At 49.6% G+C, this 26,940-nt stretch carries 32 protein-coding genes and 1 riboswitch; of the genes, 12 read left to right on the top strand and 20 right to left on the bottom strand.

Translation table 11 applies throughout. The annotated features are described in order from the left end of the window. The first annotated feature begins 12 nt into the window (after nt 1-12). From K7G97_RS02425 to K7G97_RS02410, 4 genes are all read left to right on the top strand, one after another. Nucleotides 13-606 carry a LemA family protein gene (locus K7G97_RS02425; RefSeq protein WP_214772187.1) on the top strand — a complete coding sequence of 198 codons (594 nt, stop codon included), beginning with the start codon at nt 13-15 and terminating at the stop codon, nt 604-606. Next, the gene (locus K7G97_RS02420; RefSeq protein ID WP_223041294.1) at nt 603-1,340 is read left to right on the top strand and encodes a TPM domain-containing protein; all 738 of its coding nucleotides are present in this window, start codon (nt 603-605) and stop codon (nt 1,338-1,340) included. The genes K7G97_RS02425 and K7G97_RS02420 overlap by 4 nt, the downstream gene beginning before the upstream one ends. 18 nt (nt 1,341-1,358) lie before the next feature. Then, entirely contained in the window at nt 1,359-1,619 is a 261-nt protein-coding gene (locus K7G97_RS02415; protein WP_396133866.1) for a DUF1294 domain-containing protein, read from the top strand. Nucleotides 1,620-1,802: 183 nt separating this feature from the next. Beyond that, nucleotides 1,803-2,765, top strand: a complete 963-nt coding sequence (locus tag K7G97_RS02410) for an EAL domain-containing protein (protein WP_195865730.1) — start codon at nt 1,803-1,805, stop codon at nt 2,763-2,765. Between the two features lie 54 nt (nt 2,766-2,819). Here K7G97_RS02410 and K7G97_RS02405 read toward each other — a convergent pair whose 3' ends face one another. After that, complete coding sequence (locus tag K7G97_RS02405) at nt 2,820-3,845, bottom strand: iron-containing alcohol dehydrogenase (protein WP_223041293.1); 1,026 nt, start codon at nt 3,843-3,845, stop codon at nt 2,820-2,822. Between the two features lie 132 nt (nt 3,846-3,977). Between K7G97_RS02405 and K7G97_RS02400 the strand changes: the two genes are divergently transcribed. Next, nucleotides 3,978-4,793, top strand: a complete 816-nt coding sequence (locus K7G97_RS02400) for an aldo/keto reductase (protein ID WP_214856053.1) — start codon at nt 3,978-3,980, stop codon at nt 4,791-4,793. 111 nt (nt 4,794-4,904) lie between these two features. Here K7G97_RS02400 and K7G97_RS02395 read toward each other — a convergent pair whose 3' ends face one another. From K7G97_RS02395 to K7G97_RS02385, 3 genes are all read right to left on the bottom strand, one after another. Next, nucleotides 4,905-5,648, bottom strand: coding sequence for a general stress protein (locus K7G97_RS02395; protein WP_223041292.1), 744 nt, complete (start codon nt 5,646-5,648; stop codon nt 4,905-4,907). 128 nt (nt 5,649-5,776) lie between these two features. After that, entirely contained in the window at nt 5,777-6,094 is a 318-nt protein-coding gene (locus K7G97_RS02390; RefSeq protein WP_023467016.1) for a DMT family transporter, read from the bottom strand. Further along, complete coding sequence (locus tag K7G97_RS02385) at nt 6,091-6,420, bottom strand: DMT family transporter (protein WP_035399004.1); 330 nt, start codon at nt 6,418-6,420, stop codon at nt 6,091-6,093. The genes K7G97_RS02390 and K7G97_RS02385 overlap by 4 nt, the downstream gene beginning before the upstream one ends. 269 nt (nt 6,421-6,689) lie before the next feature. Between K7G97_RS02385 and K7G97_RS02380 the strand changes: the two genes are divergently transcribed. Both K7G97_RS02380 and K7G97_RS02375 read left to right on the top strand, forming a co-directional pair. Further along, entirely contained in the window at nt 6,690-7,244 is a 555-nt protein-coding gene (locus K7G97_RS02380; protein ID WP_023467014.1) for a GNAT family N-acetyltransferase, read from the top strand. A 141-nt stretch (nt 7,245-7,385) separates the two neighbouring features. After that, nucleotides 7,386-9,743 carry an SH3 domain-containing C40 family peptidase gene (locus tag K7G97_RS02375; RefSeq protein ID WP_262415783.1) on the top strand — a complete coding sequence of 786 codons (2,358 nt, stop codon included), beginning with the start codon at nt 7,386-7,388 and terminating at the stop codon, nt 9,741-9,743. A 57-nt stretch (nt 9,744-9,800) separates the two neighbouring features. Here K7G97_RS02375 and K7G97_RS02370 read toward each other — a convergent pair whose 3' ends face one another. Beyond that, entirely contained in the window at nt 9,801-10,094 is a 294-nt protein-coding gene (locus tag K7G97_RS02370; protein ID WP_055970186.1) for a putative quinol monooxygenase, read from the bottom strand. 77 nt (nt 10,095-10,171) lie between these two features. On the opposite strand from K7G97_RS02370, the gene K7G97_RS02365 reads away from it, so the two are divergent. The 4 genes from K7G97_RS02365 to K7G97_RS02350 all read left to right on the top strand — a co-directional run bounded on the left by K7G97_RS02365 (nt 10,172) and on the right by K7G97_RS02350 (nt 14,203). Beyond that, complete coding sequence (locus K7G97_RS02365) at nt 10,172-11,350, top strand: M20 metallopeptidase family protein (RefSeq protein ID WP_223041291.1); 1,179 nt, start codon at nt 10,172-10,174, stop codon at nt 11,348-11,350. Nucleotides 11,351-11,412: 62 nt separating this feature from the next. Next, nucleotides 11,413-11,516: riboswitch (SAM riboswitch) on the top strand. 94 nt (nt 11,517-11,610) lie between these two features. Then, on the top strand, nt 11,611-12,141 hold the full coding sequence (msrA, locus tag K7G97_RS02360; RefSeq protein WP_023467010.1) for a peptide-methionine (S)-S-oxide reductase MsrA: 531 nt from the start codon (nt 11,611-11,613) through the stop codon (nt 12,139-12,141). A gap of 227 nt (nt 12,142-12,368) precedes the next feature. Continuing rightward, a complete protein-coding gene (locus K7G97_RS02355) occupies nt 12,369-12,968 on the top strand; it encodes a winged helix-turn-helix domain-containing protein (protein ID WP_223041290.1) in 600 nt (199 codons plus the stop codon). A 14-nt stretch (nt 12,969-12,982) separates the two neighbouring features. Continuing rightward, a complete protein-coding gene (locus K7G97_RS02350; protein ID WP_223041289.1) occupies nt 12,983-14,203 on the top strand; it encodes an MFS transporter in 1,221 nt (406 codons plus the stop codon). A 260-nt stretch (nt 14,204-14,463) separates the two neighbouring features. Here K7G97_RS02350 and K7G97_RS02345 read toward each other — a convergent pair whose 3' ends face one another. The 4 genes from K7G97_RS02345 to K7G97_RS02330 all read right to left on the bottom strand — a co-directional run bounded on the left by K7G97_RS02345 (nt 14,464) and on the right by K7G97_RS02330 (nt 17,147). Beyond that, nucleotides 14,464-14,946 carry a DMT family transporter gene (locus tag K7G97_RS02345; protein WP_223041288.1) on the bottom strand — a complete coding sequence of 161 codons (483 nt, stop codon included), beginning with the start codon at nt 14,944-14,946 and terminating at the stop codon, nt 14,464-14,466. 12 nt (nt 14,947-14,958) lie between these two features. Then, the gene (locus tag K7G97_RS02340; protein WP_223041287.1) at nt 14,959-15,627 is read right to left on the bottom strand and encodes a Crp/Fnr family transcriptional regulator; all 669 of its coding nucleotides are present in this window, start codon (nt 15,625-15,627) and stop codon (nt 14,959-14,961) included. 15 nt (nt 15,628-15,642) lie between these two features. After that, a complete protein-coding gene (locus tag K7G97_RS02335; protein WP_223041286.1) occupies nt 15,643-16,071 on the bottom strand; it encodes a DMT family transporter in 429 nt (142 codons plus the stop codon). 137 nt (nt 16,072-16,208) lie between these two features. Then, a complete protein-coding gene (locus K7G97_RS02330) occupies nt 16,209-17,147 on the bottom strand; it encodes an NAD(P)H-dependent flavin oxidoreductase (protein ID WP_223041285.1) in 939 nt (312 codons plus the stop codon). Between the two features lie 91 nt (nt 17,148-17,238). Between K7G97_RS02330 and K7G97_RS02325 the strand changes: the two genes are divergently transcribed. Further along, nucleotides 17,239-17,778: a gamma carbonic anhydrase family protein gene (locus K7G97_RS02325; RefSeq protein ID WP_029343369.1), complete on the top strand. Its 540-nt coding sequence runs from the start codon at nt 17,239-17,241 to the stop codon at nt 17,776-17,778. Nucleotides 17,779-17,834: 56 nt separating this feature from the next. On the opposite strand, the gene paaX is transcribed toward K7G97_RS02325, so the two are convergent. From paaX to paaA, 11 genes are all read right to left on the bottom strand, one after another. Further along, entirely contained in the window at nt 17,835-18,719 is an 885-nt protein-coding gene (gene paaX, locus K7G97_RS02320) for a phenylacetic acid degradation operon negative regulatory protein PaaX (RefSeq protein ID WP_023467002.1), read from the bottom strand. 73 nt (nt 18,720-18,792) lie between these two features. After that, complete coding sequence (locus K7G97_RS02315; RefSeq protein WP_223041284.1) at nt 18,793-19,560, bottom strand: enoyl-CoA hydratase-related protein; 768 nt, start codon at nt 19,558-19,560, stop codon at nt 18,793-18,795. Next, entirely contained in the window at nt 19,557-20,765 is a 1,209-nt protein-coding gene (locus K7G97_RS02310) for an acetyl-CoA C-acyltransferase (protein WP_223041283.1), read from the bottom strand. Before K7G97_RS02310 ends, K7G97_RS02315 begins: the two co-directional genes overlap by 4 nt. Beyond that, on the bottom strand, nt 20,762-21,628 hold the full coding sequence (locus K7G97_RS02305; RefSeq protein WP_223041282.1) for a 3-hydroxyacyl-CoA dehydrogenase: 867 nt from the start codon (nt 21,626-21,628) through the stop codon (nt 20,762-20,764). The genes K7G97_RS02310 and K7G97_RS02305 overlap by 4 nt, the downstream gene beginning before the upstream one ends. Nucleotides 21,629-21,702: 74 nt before the next feature. Beyond that, nucleotides 21,703-23,211, bottom strand: a complete 1,509-nt coding sequence (locus K7G97_RS02300; protein WP_214861391.1) for an aldehyde dehydrogenase family protein — start codon at nt 23,209-23,211, stop codon at nt 21,703-21,705. A gap of 5 nt (nt 23,212-23,216) precedes the next feature. Continuing rightward, complete coding sequence (locus K7G97_RS02295) at nt 23,217-23,996, bottom strand: enoyl-CoA hydratase/isomerase family protein (RefSeq protein WP_223041281.1); 780 nt, start codon at nt 23,994-23,996, stop codon at nt 23,217-23,219. Beyond that, nucleotides 23,974-24,297, bottom strand: a complete 324-nt coding sequence (locus K7G97_RS02290) for an EthD family reductase (RefSeq protein ID WP_023466996.1) — start codon at nt 24,295-24,297, stop codon at nt 23,974-23,976. Before K7G97_RS02290 ends, K7G97_RS02295 begins: the two co-directional genes overlap by 23 nt. A gap of 15 nt (nt 24,298-24,312) precedes the next feature. After that, complete coding sequence (gene paaD, locus K7G97_RS02285) at nt 24,313-24,807, bottom strand: 1,2-phenylacetyl-CoA epoxidase subunit PaaD (RefSeq protein WP_149426766.1); 495 nt, start codon at nt 24,805-24,807, stop codon at nt 24,313-24,315. 14 nt (nt 24,808-24,821) lie between these two features. Continuing rightward, the gene (gene paaC / locus K7G97_RS02280; RefSeq protein WP_223041280.1) at nt 24,822-25,607 is read right to left on the bottom strand and encodes a 1,2-phenylacetyl-CoA epoxidase subunit PaaC; all 786 of its coding nucleotides are present in this window, start codon (nt 25,605-25,607) and stop codon (nt 24,822-24,824) included. Next, entirely contained in the window at nt 25,604-25,948 is a 345-nt protein-coding gene (gene paaB / locus K7G97_RS02275; protein ID WP_023466991.1) for a 1,2-phenylacetyl-CoA epoxidase subunit PaaB, read from the bottom strand. Before paaB ends, paaC begins: the two co-directional genes overlap by 4 nt. A gap of 14 nt (nt 25,949-25,962) precedes the next feature. Continuing rightward, a complete protein-coding gene (gene paaA, locus K7G97_RS02270) occupies nt 25,963-26,934 on the bottom strand; it encodes a 1,2-phenylacetyl-CoA epoxidase subunit PaaA (RefSeq protein ID WP_023466990.1) in 972 nt (323 codons plus the stop codon). Nucleotides 26,935-26,940: the final 6 nt, after the last annotated feature.

Below are 26,940 nucleotides of genomic sequence, written 5' to 3'. Positions count from 1 at the left end.
AGTGAATGCCACATGGCACGCAGAAGTCGGAGTACATCAAAACTCCCATTAATCATCGGAGTCGTTATTGTTGCCGTGATTGCCTTTTTAGCAATCGGACAATACAATAGCCTCGTCAATGTAGAAGAAGATGTATCGAATAAATGGTCGCAAGTCGACAACCAAATCAAACGTCGTGCGGATTTGATTCCGAACCTCGTTGAAACTGTTAAAGGGGTCGCGGGTCAAGAAGAAAAAGTCTACGGTAAAGTCGCAGAAGCTCAAGCTGGTCTTGCGCGTGCTGCGTCAACCGAACAACGGATCGAAGCCGACCAACAAGTTACGTCTTCGCTTCGCGGATTGATTGCCTTGCAGACGACTTATCCAGAACTAAAATCAAGCGAACGGTTCCAATCCTTGATGGACACACTGGAAGGAACAGAAAATCGTCTCGGGATCGCCCGCAAGGATTACAATGATGCTGTAACCCTCTATAACAAAAAACGTCGGAGCTTCCCAACGACACTCTACGCATCCGCCTTCGGATTCGAGAAAAAACCGTATTACGAGATTTCAGACAGCGACCGGGAAAATCCGACCGTCGACTTTAACAGTGATTCGAAATGATTCGGCAGTGGACGCGACTTCTATTGAGCGCGTTCCTCGTCTTCTTCCTCTTCGTTCCAACAGCTAGTGCCGTTTCAGAACGAACGGGAGCAGCCTTCTTCATTCAGGATGATGCTCAGCTGCTCACCCCTTCGGAAGAAGCCGAACTCGCGCAACTCGGTCAGGAACTCGAACAATATACGACGGCACAAGTCGTCCTCAAGACGGTTCCCGATTTAAAGGAACAGGATTTAAGCTCTTACGCCAATGAAACGTTCCGGCGCCAAGGCATCGGTCAAGAAGGAAAAGACAATGGTGTTCTTGTCGTCGTCGCTCCGAACGAAAAGGATCGCCAATTCCGGATCGAGGTCGGTTATAAACTCGAAGGGATTTTGACAGACATCACAGCCGGACGTATTCTCGATCAGTATGCGGTTCCTTACAAGGAAAACGGTGAGTATGGAAAAGCAGCGTCTGAAACATATAAAGCGGTCGTCAGTGTCATTTCAAAGGACCAGTCGCTTGAGTCACAGGATCCTCCGAAAACACAACATGACGACGGACTTCCGCTTTGGACGAAGATTCTGATTGGTGCTGGATTACTGATCTTATTGTTCCTCGATATGAAGTTCACCGGTGGTATGTTCTTCTTTGCGATTTTGAACATCTTCTCCGCGATCATGCGTGGTGGCGGTGGAAATGGTGGCAGTCGCGGTGGTGGCGGAAGTTCCGGCGGTGGTGGTGCCGAACGGTAGAAAAGGAGTCGTTTTTTCATGAGGATCATCTTAGGGTATTACCTCCTCCTGACACTCATCGGATTTGTCTCGATGTGGCAGGATAAACGTCGGGCGCGGCAACATGCTTACCGAACACCCGAAGCGACACTATTGACGATTGCTTTCCTCGGTGGTGCGCTCGGTTCTTGGATCGGTATGTACACAGTTCGACACAAGACACGGAAAGCGAAGTTCCAATGGCTCGTTCCAATGGCCGCTGTCTTGCATCTCACTTTCTGGTTTGTTTACACTTCATAATGAAAGAATGTGACCGATAGAGGAGAGAACGTACGGAATTGTGTCCGTCGTTCCCTTCTCTTTTTTGTATGAGGTCAATGATTATGAAGAACAGGTTTAATTTCTTTTTCTCTTAGGGTAAAGAATTTAACCAATTTAATAAATACATCTTTTTTTGATGTACTGAGAGGTGGACATCCCTTTATGTGGCATCCTTGCGCCGAATGTACGACATCAATCCGTTTCGTTGAAGCGGGAGCACTCCATATTCAATCACCAACGCCAGAAATCTATTCCTATCAATCGTTTGAACAGCTCGAACAGCTACTGACATCGCTCTTACGTGTAGCGGATTATCCGGTGTCGTGTCGCGCCACACAATCGCGTTACGTGACAGCACCCATCCTAGCTTCAGCACTTCTAGAACAACTGAAGCATCGGTCTGCGATTGATTTCATCCAGCATGGGATCATGACGAGCCATTTACAGCCGATTTATGATATCCAGCGCAACGTGCTCGTCGCGAACGAAGCCTTATTGCGAGCAGCAGATGATAACACGCCTATCTCGCCTGGTGTCTTGTTTTCGACGGCCTCGAAGATGGGACTTCATTCCCGTCTTGATCAGCGGGCGCGTGAAGAAGCCATTCGTGCGACGCATCATATCGGTGGCACAACAAAAACGTTCATCAACTTTCTCCCTTCGACGATCTATAATCCGGAGTATTGCCTGCGCCATACGTTTGAGATCGTCGAACGTTATCAAGTCGATCCGAGCCGGCTCGTCTTCGAAGTCGTCGAAACGGAAAAAATTGAAGACGTCAACCATTTGAAACACGTCTTCGAACAGTATAAAAAGCAAGGCATTCAAGTAGCACTGGACGATGTCGGCGCTGGTTTCTCGACACTCGATATGTTGTCCTTGCTTCAACCGGATTATATTAAAATTGATCGTTCCTTCATCGATCACTGCGATACGAACTCAGAAAACGAAGCCTTTTTACGAAAAGCCCGTCATCTGACACGAGAAATGGGGATTCAAATCTTAGCGGAAGGCATCGAACGGCAAGAAGAACTCGATCTTTGCCGCGAACTCGGCTTCGATCTTGGTCAAGGATACCTACTCGGTCGCCCTGCTCCTTATGCTCGCTTTGCGAAAGCACAATAAAAATACGCACATGGACCGTTTGATGATTATTCGGCACATGTGCGTCTTTTTATGTTAAGTCGTCGAAACAGAAACCGTCTCGTTCCGTGTAATAGCATCGACGAGTTGTTCCGCTGACACGATTGGACGCAACAGACGACACAGTTCCTCTTTCGATGTCCGTAAAGCAAGTGTTTCGACGACATCGAGCGATAATCCGAAGTCTGCGAGTGTCGTTGGCTGTTCTTGTATAAGAAGATAGTCACGCAACTCTATGTAATCATCATCATGTCCAAGTAACTTCTCCTGAACGAGTAGTCCGTAACCGACCTTACTCCCGTGCAAGAACGTATGCGTTTCTGGATGAGGCGATAACGCGTTATGCACCGCGTGTCCGATTGCACCGCGCGTCGCCGCGTCACCAAAACCGCCGATACTTCCGGCTAACGGAATGACGGTTTCGACGAGATGTTGCATTTCAACAGGATACTCACGAAAACGCGTTTCCGTTATATTCGTCGACAAGATGAGATCCTTACAACGTTCAGCCGTCCGAAGTGCCATCTCGATGACGGGATCCTCAGCCGACGATCCGCTTAAGGCACGTGCTTCATACCACTTCGCTAGCGTATCGACGAGTCCGGCTACAAAATAATCATACGGACTTGCTGCGATGATCCGATGATCGAGTAAAAGGGCTTCAATCACGACGGGGAACGTATCAAATCGGATATACTGTCCCTCTTCGTTATACATGACACTGAGCGGAGTCCACGGAGCACAGTTCGAGACGATCGTCGGAATGATGATGATCGGGCGTCTCAATTGAAACGCGACCTGTTTTGCCGTATCGATGACACTCCCGCCTCCGAGCGCGAGAATCACATCGTACGGAGCACATACTTGTTTGAAAGCTTCCACCTGTTGATCCGTACAATGCCCTTCAAATAAAAGACGTGGTAATGCCGGTAAAGCAAAAGCAGCTGCTTCATAGGCTTGACGTCCATGAATCAGGACTGCTGAACGATTACCTATCACTTCTTTAAGTTGATCGAGCGCGTTTTCCTCATGTATGTATTGCAAAACAGCTTGTCGAATCACAGAATCGCCTCCTAATATTTGTTATCGCTCAGTATACGCAAAAGAACTCGCTTCGGCAATCATTCGATTTTCATAGAAGGAGAGCGTACACTAGAAAAGACAACAGTTCACTACAAAGGAGTCGATGAATCGATGCAACAGATTACGTTAAATAACGGCATCAGCATGCCCCAACTCGGATATGGTGTCTTTAAAGTACCGGAAGAAGAAGTATATGAAGCGGTCAGCGAAGCACTCCGCGCCGGGTATCGTTCAATCGATACGGCGATGATTTACGAGAACGAAGAAGGTGTCGGTCGTGCGCTGCGTGATTCAGGCATTCCCCGAGAAGAGATCTTTCTGACGACGAAAGTCTGGAATTCCGATCACGGCTACGAAGAGACACTTGCTGCTTTCGAGACGAGTCTGCAAAAGCTTGGTGTCGATTACGTCGATTTGTACCTGATTCATTGGCCGATGCCAAAAGAGGATCGTTATGTCGAGACATGGCGGGCACTCGAACATCTCTATGCAGAAGGAAAGACGCGTGCCATCGGTGTTTCGAACTTCCATATTCCGCACTTGGAACGAATTTTAGCCGAAGGATCAATCGTTCCTGCCGTCAATCAGATTGAACTCCATCCGTTCCTTAGCCAAGAAGCGATCCGAGACTTTTGCCGCAAGCACGGTATTGTCGTTGAAGCTTGGAGTCCGTTGATGAAAGGACGCGACGCGTTAACGCATCCGGTCATCGTCGATATCGCCGATCGTCATCAGAAAACGCCAGCTCAAGTCGTCCTCCGTTGGCACTTGCAACACGATATCGTCGCGATTCCCAAATCTGTCACGCCAAGCCGCATTCGCGAAAATCTTGATGTCTTCGACTTCAGCTTGTCAGACGCTGATATGCAAGCCATCGATCAATTGAACGCCAACGTGCGTACAGGATCAAATCCGGATCATAAATAAGACGAGACGATTCTCGTTTAATCTCCATACAAAAAGAAGGTACCTTTCGGAATTGATCCGGAAGGTACCTTCTTTGATGATGACCTTGATGCGTGATTCTAATCTATTATTTTAGCGGTCTAAATTATTTCCATGGTCTTGCTTGGCGATGTCATCCGATTGATGTTTCGATTGACGATGTTCTTCGCCGTCTTGCGTTGCATCATGTTCTTTTTCCTCGCGTTCTGTTTCCGGCCGGCGGAAATCGTCATCCCGACGCATCGCGATGTCCGGTTCCCGGTTCCCGTCGAGTTTTTTTGAATGATCGATTGCCCGCTCGTCTTGCGGCATCTTATCCGTACCGGCACGGTGCAAATCAATCTCTGCATGCTCTTCCTTCGAATCTTTATCAACATCAAGCGGATTACCGGAGCCGAGCTGTGCATTGGAGTTCGCATCTGATGACGTATGTGTCTCTTCGCCACTACCATAACGGACTTTTACATCAGGATGCGTATTGTCTGTATTTAAATGTGGATCGAACTGGATGTCTTGGACTTCAAGTAACAGAACGAAGCCCCCACCTTCGACTTCCGTTTTGCGTTGTTCGATTTCATTGTCTGATAGATCAAGTGACCCGAACAGATCATCGACTTCTTGATCGCGTCCTTTGTTCCCACGAATCCGATCAATCCAAGACGGTTTCGTCGTCGCGATTTCTGCGTCCATTTGGCTACGGACGAGTGCGATGTTCGACTTCTCCTTGACGATGACGTAGAAGTCTTCCTCCCGGTGTCCTTGAATGTGCAGTTCGTCCATTTTTGAAATCAATTCTTCCTCTGAATAAAACGTTCCGATATATTGTTTTGTTTTCATGGATGTTCTCCCCTTATTAACACGATTTGTCATGCGTGACTTCTATAAGGAGTATTTCCTCTTTTGCGTTAAAATATGCCAAAAAACATACGTTCCGTTAAAACGTCATCTGTTTGACATGTAAACGATCATTCGCCGACGAGTTTCAGACCAATCGTCGCACTTAAGACGAGACCGATACAAACCAGTCGCTTCCAGTCTTTTGATTCGTTATAGAGCACCATGCTGAGAATCGCACCGCCCGCTGCTCCGATTCCCGTCCATACCGCATACGCTGTTCCCATCGGTAAACCATTCATCGCAAGCGTTAAGAATAGGAAACTGAGTCCGAATCCTGTTCCCATCAACAGTAAATTCTTCGCATTCTTATTTTGATTGAACGTATTGATCAAGACGACACCAAACATCTCAAAGATTCCGGCAATGATTAAATAAATCCAACTCATGCTGATTTCTCCTCTCCACTGACTAATTTCAGACCGATGACGCCGACGAGTAAGACAGCAATCAATGCTAATTTCATCACGGAAGCGGTTTGATCGAACAAGACGATATCCGTCACGACCGTTCCTGCTGTTCCGAGACCGACGAAAACAGCATAGACCGTTCCGACTGGTAAATGGTTACTCGCTTTAATGAGCACGGTAAAGCTAACGATGATACAGACGATCGTTGCAGCCCACTCAAGTGGTGTTGCCGCATGTTTTAATCCGATGACCCAGCCAACTTCAAAACACGCTGCGACGATGATGCCAATCCAATACTTTGCCATAGTAATTGCCTCCTGATAGGTAAATTCAAATGAAAAAGCCCGGGAGTAAGCGAGACAATTCGCTTTACTCCCGGGCTTTTATCCCTCCGTTGCATGGACAAACGTCCATGTTCCTCCCTCGGTCCAGCCGTACGGAACCCTAGAGGATACTCCCTATTCCATTCGATACAACCACCCTAGCACGCCCTTTTTCCCATGTCAAACAGGAATCTGTTCCCCATCTGTCAAATAGAATCAAAGTGACTTCATCTGAATGAGGAGGATGCTGCATGCGTTATAAAATCAATGATCAACTTCGGATTCGTCGTTTTACACCAGAAGATGTAGAAGCGGTTCACGCCTATGCCTCACAACCCATCGTCAGTCAATTCCAGTCATGGGGACCGAATACCGAAACGGATACGAAACAATTCCTACACGATGCGCTTGAAAGTGAACTCGAGACACCAAGACGTCGTTATGTCTTTGCCGTGACGTTTCCAAGTGACGTCGTCATCGGTGCTGGTGAACTCGTCATCACAGACGTTGAGAATAAAATCGCCGAAATCGGATACGTCCTCTCGCCTGATGAATGGGGGAACGGATACGCGACGTCGATCGCTTCTTTCCTGCTCCAATTCGGTTTCGAAAAACTAGAACTACACCGAATCACGGCAACGTGTGACCCGCGGAACGTCGCTTCCGAACGTGTCTTGCAAAAGGTCGGCATGACGAAGGAAGGACAGCTCCGCGAGACGGTCTATCTCGAAGACCACTGGCGCGATTCCTTGATTTACGGAATGCTCGACTGGGAATGGCAAGTGGATCACGAAGAAGATAACTAACATATGACTTCAAACGGTGTGCCGATGCATACCGTTTTTTCATGGACAACCTCCTATTTTTTTGATTTTTATCAATTTTTAAACAAGCACATGCTACACTATTCATAATGACAAATTTTAAGAATTGGAGTGAACCTCTTGATGAAAAAATGGACTGCTCATGTTGCTGGACTTGCCGCAACGTTAATGTTGAGCTCGGTTTTACCCGCACCCGCCTTTGCTGAATCGCCACCTGTTCAACCGACAGCAGAAACACAAACAGTCACCGAGACGACCGGGACGACTTATTTGAAAGAGGATGCTGCGTTGCTACAAACGGCTGATTCCGCAACGGTCATTCAACAACTACCAGCAGGAACGACATTGAAGACACTCGGCACGGACGGTGACTTTACCCGTGTCAGTTGGCAAGAAGGCGCTGCGTATGTCGCAACCAACGCGTTAACGCAAACAGCACCTGTCTTTCAAAAACAAGCTACGCTGATGTCGAAAAGTCCACTCTCATTAGTTGCTTCACCATTTGATCCTACCGTCGTGACGACACTTCCCGCCTATCAGCGAATCGATACATACGGCACTTTCGACACGTTCACACGTCTGAAATGGAACGAGCAATACGTCTATGTATCTACGACACAACTCGAGCAACTTCCAAAATTAGTTGGAACGCGTTATGCCAAACGAGCGACTTCTCTTTTCGTTGAACCGAAGACGACGAGCGCGAAGACAGCTGTCACTCAAAATCAAGCATTTGAAACGTTCGGAACGACGGATAGCTTTACGCGCGTAGCGACTAAAACCGGTTATGCGTTCATTCTAACAACCGAATTAGTAGATGCGCAGGTCGAAAACTATCCGGAAACGGGTCTGCGTTATGCCAAACGAGCGACTGCTCTCTTCGTTGAGCCGAAGACGACGAGCGCGAAGACAGCCGTCGTTCAAAATCAAGCATTCGAAACATTCGGTACGATTGGCACTTTTACACGTGTTGCGACTAAGACGGGTTACGCCTTCGTATTGACGACTGATTTAGCAGATGCGCCGGTCGTGAACCATCCGGAAACAGGGCTACGTTACGCCCAACAGCAGACGACAGTCTATGCTACTGCGACTACAAAAGGAAAAGTCGTACAATCGCTTCCTGTGAATACTTCGCTTCAGACGTACGGCGTCGAGGGTTCATTTACACGAATCAAACGAAACGACGAGTATGCCTATGTGTTGACGGCACATCTCGGTACGTTGAAATACTATCCGAAGACTGCACGCCTCTATGTTCAGCGCGCTACGCCAATCTATTCGGACGCCAAATCTTCAAGTCCTGTCTTAAAGCAACACCAAACGAATACGCTGCTGACGGTGTATGGCACAAGCGGTGCCTATAGCCGAATCATCTTCCGTGGAGTTCACGCTTACGTCAAGACGACGGATCTCGTCACGAAAAAGCCGGATCTGTATGACGTCACTGGTCAACGCTACGTGACGGAAGACGATGTCGTCATTCGTTCGCAGGCAAAACTGTCGGGTAAAAAAATCGGCACACTAAAAAAAGGGACCTCGATTTCGATCTACGGAAAAAGCGGTTATTATACACGCGTCAAATATAAAAACACCTTTGGTTTCGTCGATTCGAGTCGTATCGGACTGAACAAGCCGACGGCAAAAGCAAAAAAAGGCACGACATTTTATGTCCATCTGGACCAGACGCCACTCTTCTCTGCTGACGTGGCTTACAGTCGCCCAGCTGCCTATTTGAAGAAAGGGACGAAATTAATTGGTCTAAAATCAATTGATGATGATTTTTGGCAAGTTCGCCTGGCAAATGGTCAGACCGGTTACGTCCTCAACCCTTATATCAGCACGAGCAAACCCGATATGAAACTGACACAAAAAGCGATCGACCGGGCGAAAATCTATACGGTCAAACAGACGACGTCGTTCTTTGCGAGTCCGACGAGTCCAAAAGGTAGCGGACTCGTTGAACAAGGCAAACGCGTTTATCCGCGTCATCGAGTCGGAAACTTCTATGTCATCCAGTCAGGCTGGACACCTGTTTATCTTCCTGTATCCGCTGTGACGATCACGTCCGATAAACGGGTCGTTAAAAAGAATAATACGCGCGGTGAAAAGCTGATCCAAGCAGCCGTTCAACATATCGGCACACCTTACACATGGGGTTCGCAAGATGCCGTGAACGGTGGTTTTGACTGTTCCGGTTTGATTCATTACGCGACGAACAAGGCTGGAAAATACGGTGGTCGGACGAATGTTCGTGGCTACTGGTACGGTGCGTTCTTTACGAATCGTCGGACGAGTATCTCAAGCGGCAAACGCTCGGATATCGTCTTCTTCCAGAATACCTACACGGATGGTCCATCGCATATCGGGATCATGCTCGATAGCGAACACTTCATCCATGCGGGCGGTTCACAGCTTCAAATCAACTCGATTTATGAACCGCGTTGGCAAGAGCATTTCCTCGGTTTCAAATCGATGTAAGACAAAAAAGACGAATCCGTCGAATTCGACGGGTTCGTCTCTTCTTATCGCAACACGTCAGAATGTCATCTCGACGTATTTCGTTACTTGTCGATCCATCAAGTATAACTCGATCTGTTCACGGTATGCTTTATAGTGGTCGGATGCGATATGCGCTTCAAGCGCCTCTTCGTCACGATACACTTCATACAGCATGAACTGATGCTCATCCTCGATCGATTGATGCAAGGAATAGCGCAAGCATCCTTCCTCTTTTTGTGCGGCATGATAGACCGTTTCTAAAATCGGAAAGACTTGATCCGCGAGTCCTGCTTTGATGGTAAGTACAGCGTTGACGACGATTTCTCCCATGTTTCATTATCCCCTTTCGTGATTACCTGTATCTGTACCCATTTTCACGAAAAAACACACGTCAAAGGAGCTTGAAGATGCAAACACAACTTTTTGAAGCACTCGAACAATTCGAACCAAAGATGATTGCGTTACGGCGTGATTTTCATCGACACCCGGAACTTTCTTTTCAGGAAGTCCGTACACCAGAACGGATTGCAAACTTTTATGCGGAGCAGGGCATCCCTTATCAAACAGCCGTCGGAGGTCGTGGTGTCGTCGCGACGATCGAAGGCAAACAGCCTGGTCCGACGATTGCGGTCCGTGCAGATTTCGATGCTTTACCACTTCAAGAAGAGACGACGCTTGCCTTCCGGTCGATTCATCCCGGTGTCATGCATGCCTGTGGACACGATGGACATACGGCGATGGTGATGGCCCTTGCTGCTACACTCTATCCGCTACGCGATCAATTACATGGAACGATTCGAATCATCCATCAGCATGGTGAAGAGGTCTTTCCCGGTGGCGCGATCCAAATGATCGAAGCCGGCGTTCTCGAAGGTGTCGATGCGATTTTCGCGACACATCTCGAAAATGATTTACCGGTCGGTACGATTGGGTTTCGGGAAGGACATACATTATGTGCGATCGACGAATTTGAAATCATCGTCCATGGTCAAGGTGGGCATGCGCAAGCACCGCACAAAACAAAAGATGCGCTCGTCGCTGGGGCGCAGCTCGTCTGCAACCTACAACACCTTGTCAGTCGACGGGTCGATCCGTTCGAGCCCGCTGTTCTTGCAATCGGATCCTTCCACGCAGGAACGGCGCCGAACATCGTCACGGGTGAAGCACGCATCGTCGGGGAGATCCGGACGTTCAATGAGACCCTTCGGCATCAGCTCCGGCAAGAAGTCGATCTTGTCGCCAAAACGACATGTGCCGGCATCGGTGCTACTTATTCGATTGACTTCACGACAGGTTACCCGGCGCTTTGGAATCATCCGGACGAGACAAAACTCGTTCAGGAAGCCGCTTCTTTCTTACCGGAAGCATCCGTCCGGGCACTTACACCAATGATGGCTGCGGATGACTTCGCGCATTATCTAACACACGTCCCTGGAAGTTACTTCTTTACCGGTTCCGGATATACGGACGGTCGCGTCAACTATCCACAGCATCATCCGCAGTACGAAATCAACGAACAGGCGTTGTTGATTGGTGCGAAGACACTCGGAGCGACGGTTTTACGTGCCTTGAAACCTAAGGATTGACTTTATTTCTGTGTGAATGGTATCATCACAACAATGATAACGAATGACATCAACTTCATATACCCTTATCAAGAGTGGACCGAGAGATCTGGATCGATGACGTCCCAGCAACCTGCGCATAGCAAGGTGCTACGACCAGCAAAGCGAAAGCTTTGGTTGATAAAAAGCGGCGACTCCTTTTGCAACCAAGCGAAGGAGTCGTTTTCGTTTTCTCGCTGTCAGACATACAATGGGGATTTCCCACGGAGAGGAAGAGACAGATGGAAAAAGCAACATTTGCAGGTGGATGTTTTTGGTGCATGGTGACACCGTTTGAAGAATTACCAGGAATCGAGGGAATCGTGTCGGGTTACATGGGCGGTCACGTCGATAACCCAACGTACGAGCAAGTCAAAACAGGAACGACGGGACATCTCGAAGTCGTCCAAATCACGTTTGATCCGAGCCTGTTCCCGTACGAGCGTCTGCTCGAACTCTACTGGCCACAAACGGATCCGACGGATGCAGAAGGTCAATTCCAAGATCGCGGCACGCAGTACGCACCAGCGATCTTCTATCATACGGATGCACAGCACGAAGCAGCGATCGCTTCCCGTGACGCCCTTGCTGCAAGCAATCGTTTCAAACAACCGATCGTGACGCGGATCGATGCCGCTTCTGAATTTTATCCGGCGGAAGAGTACCATCAAGACTTCCATAAGAAAAATCCAGAGCACTATAAAAAAGATCGTGCTGCTTCTGGTCGCGATGCTTTCATCGAGCAGGAATGGAAAGATACGACGACGGTCTAATCACCTCGAACCACATACAGTAGCTGAAACTGATTTCAAACATCTCGTTCTTCCCCTACTTTCAGTAAAAAGTGGAGGATGATCGAGATGTCATGGAATCAGTTTTTTTATGTAAACAAATGATGTCTTCTTTGCCAACACCCTTACATAAATTTGTAATCGTTTACAAACGAAGTCTTTTGTTTTACGGTTAATAAAAATTAACCGGTTAAAAAGGAGATGATTATATGGAACAAAAAGCGATTCACATATTAGAGAGCTATGAACAGTTAAAAGTGATCAGTGATCCGTTACGAACAAAAATCCTTATGTTTCTCGTCGAAAAACCACACACGGTACATCAGTTAGCCCACTTGCTGACGTTATCTCGCGCGAAGGTCCTCTATCACGTACGGGAACTTGAAAAGCATGACTTGATTCGTCTCGTCCGGACGGAAGAACAGGGCGGCAATCTATTGAAATACTATCAAGCGATTGCTCGAGGATACATTCCTGCCGATCATCTACTGAACTTCGTCGAGACGAATGAAGCGACCCGGCAGTCGTATCTCGAAGTATTGGACCGGGCAAAGACACGCGTTCTTACGGCTCCGACAGCTACTTTTTCTCCTTCATCTCCGAACGTCGAGGACTGGATGAGTTTATCACTTCAAAAGGAACTGACGATGTCTGAAGCCGACTTTCAACGCTTTGCTACAAAATATCGTGCTCTATTGGACGAGTTCACACGGTCTCCTTCACTAGACAAAAAAGATAAAAAACACTTCTATATCATGACGACTGCCTTCGCAATTGATGAACCACTGTTTGAGAACGACGAGGTCTAAATCGGAGGTGTCTTATGCTACCTGTTGAAATGGATACGCAACAATCACTGTTTAAAAATCGATCTTTTTTATTTTTATGGGGGTCCGGTATGTGCTCCGCCCTCTCCCTATCAACCTATCTGTTTGTTGAACAATGGTATGTCATCCATACGCTAAACCAGGCGTCATATCTCGGATTCGTCCTCATGGCCACCTTGTTACCCCGTATTTTTCTCATGTTGTTCGGTGGCGTCTTATCCGATCGCTATAAACGTTCAACGATCATGCGTATCTCAAGCGGTCTACGGATCAGTTTTATAATTTGCCTCCTCGTGTTACTTCATGCCGATCAGCTTACATTGCTGACGATTTTAGTATTCGCCTTTTTATTCGGTAGTGTGGATGCATTCTTTTCGCCAGCGAATGCTTCCTTACTGCCTACACTCGTTTCGAAAGAACAGCTCACTAAAGCCAATTCATTGATTCAGACATCTAATCAAATCGCTCTCTTTTCAGGTCCGATTCTTGGTGGAGTCATCCTCAGCCATTCTTCTTACTCGTACGTCTTTCTCATGATTTTCGGAACACTCTGTCTGACGCTTCTCTTCACGTATGGTATTCGTGAATCTAAGGTCAAGCGAGCACGTCAGCATTCAGCTCTCTTTGAACTAAAAGAAGGGCTACATTACGTCTTTCACTTTCAGCAACTCAAGCAGACACTTTTTCTTGTCATCTGTGTCAATTTCTTTTTCTTTGGGCCACTCTTACTCGGAATTCCCTTACTCGTTCATGATGTGCTTCAAGGAGATGCGATGGATTTAAGTTATATGCAAGGTGCTTATCAAATGGGAATGCTCGGAGGGGCGCTCTGGAGTGGTTTTACACAGACGAAAGCAAATGGGCTTACCTCATCGGTCCGATTAATTGGCGCCTTAGGTCTGCTTCTCTTCTTGCTTAGTCAAGTCCAACAGATTTCGTTGTACCTGATCATCCTGTTATCACTTGGTGTCCTTTCTTCGATCATCAATATTCGCTTCATTACGTTCATCCAGTCTCAGTGTGCGGAACAGACGATGGGACGTGTCATGAGTGTCGTCAATGCCGCGTCAAACGGTCTCATTCCATTATCTTACGCGCTCCTCTCGTTTCTACTGTCGTTTCACGTTTCGATCACGACAATCATGTTGTACTGTGGTCTTCTCATCATTGTCCTCTCGCTTTACTTCGGAAGACGAATGGTTCATCTATTCGATTGAGATCAAGTCACAACACATAAAAACATGCGAATCTCCCGATCGAATTAGCGGGAAACGCGCATGTTTTATTTAGTCAATCTAGAACGTGAGTGTTCATCCTCGACTCCTGCAGGGAAAGAAAGCGCGAGTCGCGCTTTCGTCAGGGTCAGGTAAGACCCGGCAAATCGCATGGAATGCGGGATGACGCGGCTTACCTCCCGCCTGCGGAAAGCGAGGATGACAGAAACGTTCGTCAGTCGATCGAACTAGTATCAGATTTTTTAAGAGACTTGCTTCGGTATATCTTTCGCTCTCTCTTCCGGCGCGACGACTTGATACCGTTTCAAAACGAAGATCCCACATACCATGACGGCGAGACCGACGAGCTGACCGAACGATAAATCAATTTGTGGTAAACCGAACCAGCCGAACGTATCAACAGCAAGAGCAAAGCTTAACTGCGAAATCAGAACGACAGAGATGGCGACGGACGGACCAAGCAACTGAATCCCACGCATGACACAAAAAACGACGCCGACACCGACAAGTCCACCAAACCAATAGAGTGGCGATACGTTTTGGATCTGCCCGATTGTTCCACCACGAAACAGAACATACGTGACACTTGCTCCGATGAAGCCGACGAAGAAGACCAGCGTCGTCGTCGCCCAAGCACCGAACGCGTCACTCATCCGAGCATTCAATACTGTCTGTAAACTGATCAACATCCCTGCCAATACGGCACACACGATGCCTATTACCATGTTCGTTCCTCCTTACTCATAGCTGTTGCCGTTCGCCTTCTCGCGAATCCGCTCCAGATCAACGATGATGATTTTCCCGCGTCGTCGAACGAGAATCTCCTCTTCACATAATTTCGTGATGATCCGGTTGAGATGGCGATAACTCGTTCCAAGCCAGTCAGCGACGTCATGCAGGTTCGACGTCCGCATCTCCTGATAAAACAAACTGTCACTGGCTTCAGAAGCGATCGATAACAAATACCCTGCAAATCGCTCTTCGACGGTATACAACACGTGATGCGACGCTGATTTCGAGTCGGCATACCACTTGGCTGTGATCGTGCGTAATAAAAATTGCAGAAAGACGTTCGTCGTATTATGCTCGCGTAAAACCGCATATGGTACGCTCAACACCTCGACATCGGTCACTGCTTCGACTGTATTCAGCACTTCCCGTTCGTTGATGAACTCAGCGTCACCGATCACTGTCAGTGGTGTCTTGAATCGCAGAATCCGTTGTTTCCCTTCTGACGAGGCAGCAGATATCTTGACCTTGCCTGCGACGATGAAGTACATCCGGTCGATCGCTGCCCCTGTCGTACAGAGGAGTTCCCCTTTTTGGAAGTTTTCTTGACGCAACCAAGCGCGCGTCTCTTCCGTCAAAATCGTATCCAGTCCATACTGTTGAATGACGGTTTCCATGTTCATTCCCCCCCTTTAGGCAAGTGAGAAAATCGCAACTCCTGCAAGCATGAGACCCACACCAACCCACTGACCACGATTTCCTTGTTTTTTTAAGACACCGAACCATCCCTTTAAATCAATCACAAACGCACATAAAATCTGTGCGACGAGTAATAAACACATCGCCCATGTCATCCCGAGTTTTTGGATTGCTGTCAGTTCCGTTACGACGACTAGCACGCCAATCAAACCGCCGCTCGCATAAATCCACGGTAACTGACGGAAGCCACCGATTTTCCGGTCTCGTACGAAACTGTAAATGACTAAACAACCAATCAAACCCACAAAGTGGACGATCAATACGGACAACCACGGTCCGACGCCTGTCGCAAGGCGCGCATTGAATATGCCTTGCAGGGCGATGAACAGACCGCTCATCAAAGCAAACACGACTCCTTGCACGTCATCTCCTCCTTTAATCTCTACACTAGAGTAGACCTTACTCGTGCCCTACTTGAAAAGGACAAATGTCCCATTTTCAAAAAAACATGAAAAAACCCGCTGTCCACAAGTCGCATCACGGGTCCCTCACTATATGCTCATGTCGTAAAACGAGTCGTCGTTTGTTTCAGCTGTTCCTCTGCTTCCGCCATCATACGCGTAAACAACTCTGCAACCGTCGGCACGTCATGAATCAATCCCGCAACCAGTCCAGCGTTGACATACCCTTTCTCCTCATCGCCCTCAAGAGCGCCCGTAATATGATACGACTCATTCGTCTGATCGAGAAAAGCAGCAGGTGTCTCTGCTGTGAGTCGTTCGACGTAAGGGCCATCAAGGACACGTCGGACGAATCCGACGGAACGTCCGATGATGCGTGTATCGGTATCGGTCGCATCCATTAAGTGCGCCTTGTATGCCGAATGAACCTTCGCCTCTTCCGTCGCGATCAATCGTGTTCCGAGCTGTGCACCAGCCGCACCAAGTAACAGAACAGCTGCTAGTCCACGACCGTCACCGATCCCACCCGCTGCCAGGACCGGAATATTGACCCGATCGACGAGTTGCGGAATCAAGGTTAGCGTCGTCAACTCGAGCGGTGAATTGATGCCAGCTGCTTCAACTCCCTCCGCTACGAGTACATCTGCCCCTGCCTGTTCTGCCTTTAACGCCTGTTTGACCGAGGCGACAACCGCGATCGTTTTGATGCCGGCAGCTTGAAGTCGCGCTATGTACGGTGCTGGATTTCCTGCCGATAAGGAGACGAACGGAATCTTTTCTGCGATCGCGAGATCAATCAGTTCTTCCGTATAAGGAGACACCCGAATCGCGATGTTCAAAGCAAATGGTTGATCCGTCAGCATTCGTGTCTCGTGAATCCGCGACGCCACTTCATCGACCGACAATGTCCCGCACCCGAGCGTTCCGAGTCCCCCGGCATTCGAAACCGCTGCCGTCAGCGCCGCATGACTAATGTTACCCATTCCTCCTTGGATCAAAGGATATCGAATTTTAAAGAGCTCACAAATCGGAAACATGTCTTTCCTCCGTTCTCGACTTCACTCACATGCTATACTGACATGGAATGAATAGTAGTTCATCTTATTATAGAAACGAGGTCATTCTGTTATGAAGATTCCGTATCAATCGATTCATCCGAACGTCGCCTCCGATGTATTCATCGCTCCTGGCGCTTATCTGATTGGAGACGTCACGATCGGTTCCGAGTCTACCGTCTGGTTCAACGCTGTCTTACGCGGTGACGAAGGACCGATTACGATTGGGAAACGATGCAGTATCCAAGACAACGCGACGATTCATCTCTATGAAGGGGCACCCGTCGTCATTGAAGATGAAGTAACGGTCGGACATAACGCGATTTTACACGGTTGCAAAATCGGACGTCGTTCGATCGTCGGAATGGGTGCGACCGTTCTTGATCATGCAGACATCGGTGAAGAATGCATCATCGGGGCGAATACGCTAATTCCATCGGGAAAAGTTTTCCCACCCCGTTCGCTGATCATCGGCTCACCCGGTAAAGTCGTGCGTGAACTCACAGAAGCGGATCTTGCGATGATTCAGGAGTCGATTGATTCTTATGTCGATAAAGGATATGCCTTCCGAAACATTCTCGCAGAATCTGCTGAACAGAACACATCTGAATGACACGAATGCGGGGCGGATCAACTGATCCGTCCCGCTCTTTTCATTCGAATAAATGCTCACCGTTCCGCAAACAGCGGATGTTCCGCCGCGTCGTACGAGGCACTGCGTTGCGACACATCGTGCGTCTCTTCAAAGATCGATTCGAAGAACCGACTCGCTGGTTGTGCGAGCAATCGGTAATATTGTTCGAACAAGAGCGCCGCGTGATGTCCGCTCCAAGCATCTGGTAGCAGTTCTTGCGGTAATCCGGGATCCGTGAATAGAAACTTCCGGTATTCATGTACGAGCATCGTCCGTTCGACGAAACACTGTTCATCCGTCATTTCTCCGAGTTGGAGCTGACTTTGATGGACGATGTATTGCCGGCTGTAATCCGTGATGAACGTCTCGTAACGCTCCTGCAATTCCTCCAGCGGAAACGCACGCTCGACGAGGGATTGATCCTGCTTCGGACCGTGGTATTCACCGACGAAGAAATCGACATACTCTTCGATCTCATACGACGCGATCAATCGTTCCGCCTCTTTTTCAAGCGGGTTCGGTGAAATCCAAACCCCGTTCGATAAGTTGCCAAACCCACTCCACGTCAGTTCTTTGCGGAGCTCATCGCGAATCTGGCGTTTATCCTCCGGAATCGTGTACATCAGCGTCCGCCACTTCCCGTCCCAGTCGTGCGGTGTTGATCTGTAGATCCGGCGTGCGGCCTCCTCCATCCGTTCCACCCCACGTGGTGTCAATGAATAGAAGCTTTTATTTCCTTGTTTCTCGGAGACGAGCCAGCCTTGTTTAACCATTCGGGACACAGCAACCCGAACGGCTTGTTCGTTATGTCCGAACTCTTTGACGAGTCGAATTAAACTCCCGACCCAGATTTGATTGCCGTAATGGCGAATGTAATCGCCGTAAATCGTAAAGATCATCGATTGGGTGTTCGCACTCATGGTATTCACTCTCTCTTCAGTCGTTCATAGTGTGTATCGTTAGTATACGGGTTATTTCAAACGTCGACCATCCTCATCTTCCTTCAAAGCGCGGTGGTCGTTTTTCAGCGAAGGCTTGTAGCGCTTCCTGACGATCAGCCGTCGGAATGACGACTTCATAAGCTTCTGTTTCGAGCTGTAGTCCTCCTTCGAGTGAAACATCCCGCCCTTGATCAATCGCTCGCTTCGCTTGGCGCAAGGCGATTGGTCCGTTCTGTAACATCTGATTAGCAAACTCAAGGCATGTCGTCATCAACGCTTCCCGGGCAACAACGGCTGTCGCGAGTCCGTACCGTTCTGCTGTCATCGCATCGATTTTTTTCGCCGTGAAGATCAATTCCTTTGCCCGCGTCTCTCCAATCAGTCGTGGCAAGCGCTGTGTTCCACCAGCTCCCGGAATGATTCCGAAGCTGGTCTCCGTCAAGCCGACGAGTGCATCCTCGACGAGAAAACGGAAATCACAGGCAAGGATCCACTCGAACCCACCGCCGAGCGCGTGACCGTTGACGGCTGCGATTGTTGGTTGCGGCAATTGTGCGATCGAAGTGAAGACATTCCGGATCGCAAGGACATTGCGCCGGACTTCTTCTTCGTTTAACTGCACGCGTTCTTTTAAATCGGCACCCGCACTAAATGCTTTCCCCGTTCCCGTAAACAGGACCACCCGCGCTTCCGGGTCGACCGATAACGCATCGACCTGTTCTTGCAAAGCGACAAGCGTCGGATAATCGAGACAGTTCAAACGTTCTGGACGATCAATCCGGACGATTACGATATATCCTTCTCGTTCTAAGTGAATCATGCAAGTCCCTCCCGATCGACGACAAGTGCGATACCCTGTCCGACTCCGACACACATCGTCGCGAGACCATACGTCCGGTTCGTCCGGCGCATCTCATGCAATAATGTCGTCAAAATCCGGGCCCCACTCGCACCGAGTGGATGACCGAAGGCGATCGCACCGCCGTTGACGTTGACTTTTTCGCTTGGTAAACCAAGTGCTTCGATACAGGCAAGACTTTGAGCCGCAAACGCTTCGTTCAACTCGATTTGATCGAGCTGTTCGACCGTCAACCCTGCCCGTCGGAGGACTTTTTCCGTTGCGTCGATCGGTCCGATCCCCATGATGGCAGGTTCGACCCCTGCTGTCGCACTCGCCCGGTAATACCCGAGCGGCGTCAAACCGAGTTCGTTCGCTTTTTCTTCACTCATCAATAACAACGCCGACGCACCGTCGTTGACACCTGAAGCATTCCCCGCCGTCACGGTACCATTTGGGAATAACGGACGAAGTGTCGCCAGTTTCTCACGTGTCGTCTCAGGACGAGGATGTTCATCGCGGTCGAAGACGCTGACGTTACCTTTCCGGTCTGTTTGTGTGACCGCAACCAGTTCGTCCGTGAAGTGCTCTGCCTCGATCGCTCGTTTTGCGCGTTGCTGGCTTTCGAACGCAAAGTCGTCCTGTGCTTCGCGCGAGATTCCGTACTGACGGGCGACGTTCTCAGCTGTTTCCGGCATCGAATCCGTTCCGTATTGATCTGCTAAACGATCATTGACGAAGCGCCAACCAATCGTCGTATCGTACATCGTCTGGTTGCCACGTGGGTTGGCTTGATCCGGCTTCGCGAGAACGAACGGTGCACGCGTCATGCTTTCCGTTCCACCAGCGATATAGATATCACCTTCACCTAAGGCAATCCCACGCGCTGCCGCGATGACGGCGTCCAGTCCAGATCCACATAAACGATTGATCGTCGTACCAGCGACTTCGACCGGTAGACCAGCTAGTAATCCCGACATCCGGGCGACGTTGCGATTGTCTTCTCCCGCCTGATTCGCATTGCCAAAAATGACTTCCTCGATCGTCTTCGGATCGACTTGTGGATTACGCTCAAGCAACGCTTCGATGACGCGTGCTCCTAAGTCATCTGGACGAACCTGACGCAAGGCGCCGTTATAGCGACCGATCGGTGTCCGAACGGCATCGATGATGGCGACCCGTTTCATGATGTCACCTCGCGATTCGTATAGTCATAGACGCCACGACCGGTTTTACGTCCGAGTCGTCCGGCTTTGACATACTGTTCGAGCAGTGGTGCTGGACGGTATTTTTCGCCGAGCTTCTCATGCAGATACTTTAAGTTGTGGAGGCGGGTATCGAGTCCGACCAAGTCCCCGAGTTCGAATGGTCCCATCGGATAGTTTAAGCCGAGTTTGATCGCTTTATCGATCTCTTCTGGTGTCCCGAGTCCTTCTTGTAACATGTAGAACGCTTCGTTTCCGACGAGCGCACTGATCCGCGAAGTCACGAACCCTGGAAACTCGCGGATGACGACCGTTTCCTTCTGCATCTGACGCGCTACCTGTTCAAGAGTTGCAACCGTCTCATCCGATGTCTCAAGACCACGAACGAGCTCGATCAGTGGCATCAGATGGACCGGATTGAAGAAATGCATCGCCATGACCCGGTCCGCCCGGTTCGTAAAGGACGCAATTTCCGTTGGACTCATCGTCGACGTGTTCGTCGCGAAATAACAGTCCGGACGTGCATGTGCTTCTAGCGTTTCAAAGACTTGCTGTTTGATGCTAAGTTGTTCCGGTACTGCTTCAATGACGAGATCCGCTTGTTGTGCCGCCTCAGCTAGGTCGGTCGACAGATGCAGCCGATCGAACAGTCCCTCGACCTCATTCGCGGACATCTTCCCTCGCGTGATTCCTTTCTCTGCGATGCGTTCGAGTTCTCGATAGGCACTTTCGACATATTCTTCTTTAATATCAACGAGTGTCACCTGAAATCCGCGGTGTGCGGCAACATAAGCGATGCCACGTCCCATGACGCCGGATCCGACGACGACGATTTGTTCTACCATCTGAATTCCCCCTTATCCCCTGTGCTGTTAAAAAAGGCTGGACTTCCCGACGGAACTCCAGCCTTCCCTCTTGCTTATAGTCCGAACGGATTGAGTGGACGACTGCCGTAATACGACAAGATACTTTTTGTTTCCGTGTACAGATCAAGCGTCTCGATACAGAGTTCTCGACCGAAGCCCGATTGTTTGTAGCCACCAAACGGTGTGCCCGGGAAGGCAGAGAACGGACAGTTGACCATGACGATGCCGGCTTTGATTTGATTCGCGACACGTGTCGCTTTCGCGCCGTCTTTCGTCCAAACGGCTGAGCCGAGTCCAAATGATGTATCGTTCGCTAAACGAATCGCTTCTTTTTCATCTTTGAACGGCATGACGACGACGACCGGTCCGAAGATTTCTTCATTGACCGCTTTCATCTCGTGCGTGACGTCTGTGATGATCGTCGGTGCGTACCAGAAGCCTTTTTCGTATCCTTCTGGTGCTGTCGCGTGACCTCCTGTGACGATCGTTGCGCCGTCCGCTTTCGCCGACTGGACATATCCATCGATGACGTCGACCTGTTGTTGATCGATGATCGCTCCAACGTGTGTCCCTTTATCAAACGGATTACCGAGGACGAGTTGTTTTGTCTTCGCGACGAACTGTTCCATGAACGCTTCGTAGATCTCTTCGTGGACGTACAGGCGCGAGCGCGCTTCACACGATTGACCACTGTTATAGAAAATTCCGAACAATGAACCATCAACAGCTGCTGTCACATCCGCGTCTTCAAAGACGATGTTCGGTGATTTTCCACCGAGTTCGAGGGTGACTCGTTTTAACGTCTCGGACGCACGTCCCATGATGTCTTTACCGACTGGCGTCGAGCCCGTGAAGGCGACTTTATCGACGTGAGGATGCTCAACGAGATGGTTGCCGATCTCGCGTCCGGATCCCGGGATGACGTTGACGACACCTGCTGGTACGCCGGCCTCTAAACAAATCTCACCGAGAATGATCGCTGTCAACGGTGTCAATGTCGCTGGTTTGACGACGACCGAACAACCGACTGCGATTGCTGGTGCGACCTTCCAAGCTGCCATCATCAACGGATAGTTCCACGGAATGATTTGCGCACAGACACCGACTGCTTCTTTTTCCGTGTAATTGTGGAATTGTCCCGGTACGTTATTGACGACACCACGATGACCGACGATCGCACCCGCATAGAACTCAAAGTCTTCAATCGCTTGCGTGACTTGTCCTTGCGCCGCTGCTAGTGATTTCCCTGTATCGAGAATCTCCAGTTCGACGATTTCGTTGAAGCGAGAACGCATGATGCTCGCAATCTTATTCAAGATTTGCGCCCGACGACCGACCGGCCACATCTTCCACTTTCCGTGATCAAACGCATCACGTGCCGCTTGAACAGCACGATCCGCGTCTTCCTTCGACGCTTTTGCGACTTCCGCGATCACTTCGCCTGTTGCCGGATTATATGTTTTGAACGTCTCGCCTGTTGCGCCCTCGACCTGTTCGCCGTTGATGAGCAAGTGATAGACGGACCGTTTCATTTCAAGTGTTTTTTCATGTACTGTCGACATTGTATTCACTCCTGTTCCTGTTGATTGAAAATCGGTGATCGTTTTTCGAGAAATGCTTGCATGCCTTCTGTTTGATCGGCTGTCGCGAACAAGAGATAGAAGTTACGGCGTTCGTGCTCCATCCCATCCTGTAACGATAAATCGACGGCTTTGTTTGACGCGTCCTTGATCAACCGCAACGCCATGCTCGGTTGGTTCGATAACCGCTCTGCCATTGCCAGCACCGTCGCTTCGACGTCAGCCGTCACCCGGTTGATGATACCGAGTCGTTCCGCTTCCTCTGCCTTCATCCGGTCGCCGGTGAAGAGCCACTCGAGCGCTCGCGTTCGACCGATGCATTTCGTCAAGCGCTGTGTCCCCCCTGCTCCCGGCATGACGCCGAGTCCGACTTCCGGGAATCCGAACTGTGTCTCGGGATCGGCGTAGATTAAATCACAAGCGAGTGCCAGTTCAAAACCGCCGCCAAGGACAAAACCGTGGACACCTGCGATGATCGGCTTTTTGATTCGGCTGATCCGGTCCCAGTCCGCGAACGGATCGAGGAGTTCCATCGAGATCGGTGTCGCCTCGAGCATCTCCTCGATATCGGCGCCCGCTGAGAACGATTTTCCGTTTCCGGTCAAGACGATGACCGTCACCCGTTCGTCTCGGTCGAACGTCTCCATCGCCTCGACGATTTCCCGGACCATCGTTCGGTTCAGCGCATTGTATCGTGCCGTTCGGTCGAGTCGAATCCGACCGATCCGATCAAGCATTTCCGTCTTAACGTACTGTTGTGTCGGCATGGACATCTTCACCAATCATCAATGTGACGAGATCCCCCGCAAAGCTCATCAAGTCTTTCCCGGATGCTTTTCCTTCGAGCGAACGCATACCTGCTTGCATCGCTTCCTGACTTTCATAGACCATCTCGCACATCAAGTAGTACTTTCCGTCTCCGCCCATCGGTGAGCCGACGATTTTCGTGACATTCATCTCTTGCAGTCCTGGAATTTTTGCTGTCAATGGACCATGGACCTCAAAGTAGTGCTGATCGAATGCTTCCTTGTTTTCTGGGTGTTTGTACAGTGCGATTAATTTTGCCATCTTGATTACCTTCCTTCACATGAGAGTAGAGACGGGTTTCATCGCCTCGAATGGATTTTTACACGATTTACAGTAGAGAATACTTCGACATGCTGTCGGTCCGAATAAGTTTTCCATCGTCACATACGTCGATCCACAATACGGACAGTCAATCTCCCACTTCCCTTGCTCAAACCGAGGAGGAGCGATACCGAATGCCTTCAATCCTTGCATGCCTTGTTCCGTGATTCGGTCCGATGTCCACGGTGGATCAAACCGGAACTGGACGTCGACCTGTTCGACATTTGGAATCACCTGCAAGGCAGATTCGGTGTTTTTTTTAATGATTTCAAGCGCCGGGCAACCGAGGAACGTCGGGAGAAGCGTGACGCGCACCAGGTAACCATGCTCCGTCGCTTCCGCGTCCATCGTCTCGACCATGCCAAGATCTAAAATACTGACGCTATCAATTTCCGGATCCTTCACCCCGTTCAGGGCTTCCCGGATCGCATCCTGGAGTGTCGTCGTCATGCTTCCCTCTCCTTTCACCACGTCGCGGTCTGATCAATCAAGTAGACTTCTCCGAGTGTCGCAAGCGCGTCATTCAAATCTTCCGTGTGATCGCCGTCCCGCCCGTTACGCGTCATCTGCATTTCCGGAAGCGTCACGTTCAATTCGACGAGTAACGGTGTGATCGTCTGATACCAACGATCGAGTAAAATGCCTTGTCCTTCGATCAACCGCATCTCTTCGATCAATTGACCGTGTTCGCCATAATCGAACATGTCACCGAAGTCATAGAGGACTTTTTCTAGGGCTGCATCCATCTTCTGCCGCGCCGTCTTCGTCGATTGATAAAGCTGGGTGAACCATGTTTGCCAGTGCAGCAAATGATAGTACAACTCCATGTTGATCTTGACGGCAGCCGTAGCGAGTGGCTCATAACTGCTCGACTTCAAAGCATCAATTCGGATCTTTTTCGCGACCGTGTAGCAATAGTTCCGTACGACGGCGAATGCCCAGTCATATTCAGGCTTCTCCATGTAGTAGCCAGGTCCGTTGACACGTTCGACGAGAATCGAATTCTTTCGTTCATGCGCCAGTCGGACATGAGCTAATGCATCAGCATTTCCTTCGCCAAGTTCTTCGAGAAGTTGGTAATACATCGCCGCGTGTCCCATCGAATCTTGCGCAATCGACGACGAAGCGACGTCCTCTTCGATATGCGGTGCGAGTCCGAGCCATTCCGAACCACGATACGCGTAAAAGAAATCATCATCCGCGAGTTGATAGAGTAAGGAAGCGAGTGCCGTCCGTTCTTGTTCCATCATTTGGAATCGCCTCCTTGCCACGACATGATCTCTTTTTCATCGAGCATCTGTTGCTCGTAATGACGCCATTTTTTCTTCAAGTAGCCGTACCCTTTCGTCGTTCGGTAGTCCTTATTATCAAGACGTTGTAACATCTGCTTCTCATCGGGTGATAAACCACGGATATCCTCCCGTTTGACGACCCAGATGTCGACGACCGGTTCCCGGCGCATGAAGTTTTCTTGCGCCATCAACAGTGCCATCTCCTTGTTCGGAGCGAGCAAGCTGAATTGATGGGTGAACGCCGCGTTCGGCGTCCGTTTGCTAAAGACTTCGAATTCGTGATAAAACGTCTCATTCATCGTGCTTTCCCCTCTCATGCCTTCGTTTCAGCGAGTGCATCCCGTACCCAGGCGTTATTTTCATAAGATGTCCGGCGTAGGTCCAGTCGCTCTTTCGAACGTGGTCCTCCCCCTTGGATGATCGTCTTGAATTTTGTCCAGTCTGGCTGTGCATATTCCCATTGCCCTGTCTCTTCATCAAAACGTAACGTCGGATCCGGGATGACGAGTCCGAGTGAACGAATCCGTGGCACGTATTTCGTAAAGAAGTTTTGCCGGAGCTCTTCATTCGTTTTCGTCCGAATCTTATAGGCGATCGTCACGTCCTGTTTTGATGTCCCGGTCGTCTCTTTCGAGGCTGGTCCAAAGAACATCAACAAGGATTCCCACCACTCATCCAGTGATTCCTGAATCATCGCCCGCTGTTCCGGTGTTCCTTCTGCGAGTGCCATAATGATTGATTCCCCGTGCTGCGCGTGGAAGACTTCCTCTGCACAGATGCGTTGCAAGGCACGTGCGTACGGACCGTACGAAGCACCGAGCATATTCGTCTGCGTGATGATCGCCGCGCCATCGACGAGCCAACCGATCATCCCGGCATCGGCCCATGACCGCGTCGGCATGTGGAAGACGTTGTGGAACTTCAATCGTCCCGTGAATAAATCATCCATCAAATCCCCGCGTGTCTTGCCATACGGCTTCATCAAATCCTCGACGACACGAAGTAACAGTTGTCCATGCCCCATCTCATCCTGAACCTTCGCCATGATGCCGAGCTTCCGGCGAAGCGATGGTGCTTTTGGAACCCATTCTTTTTCCGGAAGCGCACCCATGATTTCACTGATACCGTGCATCGAAATCAATTTAATTAGCGTGTCCCGGTAAAAATCAGGCATCCAGTCATCGGCTTCGATTTTTTCACCTTGCTCGATTCGTTCCTTGAAGCGTGCTAATTTTTCTTCTTCCGTCAGTTGGACGGGTTCGAACAGTTGTGTTGCATCATACATGCTAGT

The organism is Exiguobacterium acetylicum (assembly GCF_019890935.1).
Taxonomy (GTDB): Bacteria; Bacillota; Bacilli; order Exiguobacteriales; family Exiguobacteriaceae; genus Exiguobacterium_A; species Exiguobacterium_A abrahamii.
The sequence above is the reverse complement of the archived record's forward strand: the minus strand, read 5'-3'. Positions and strand labels throughout refer to the sequence as shown.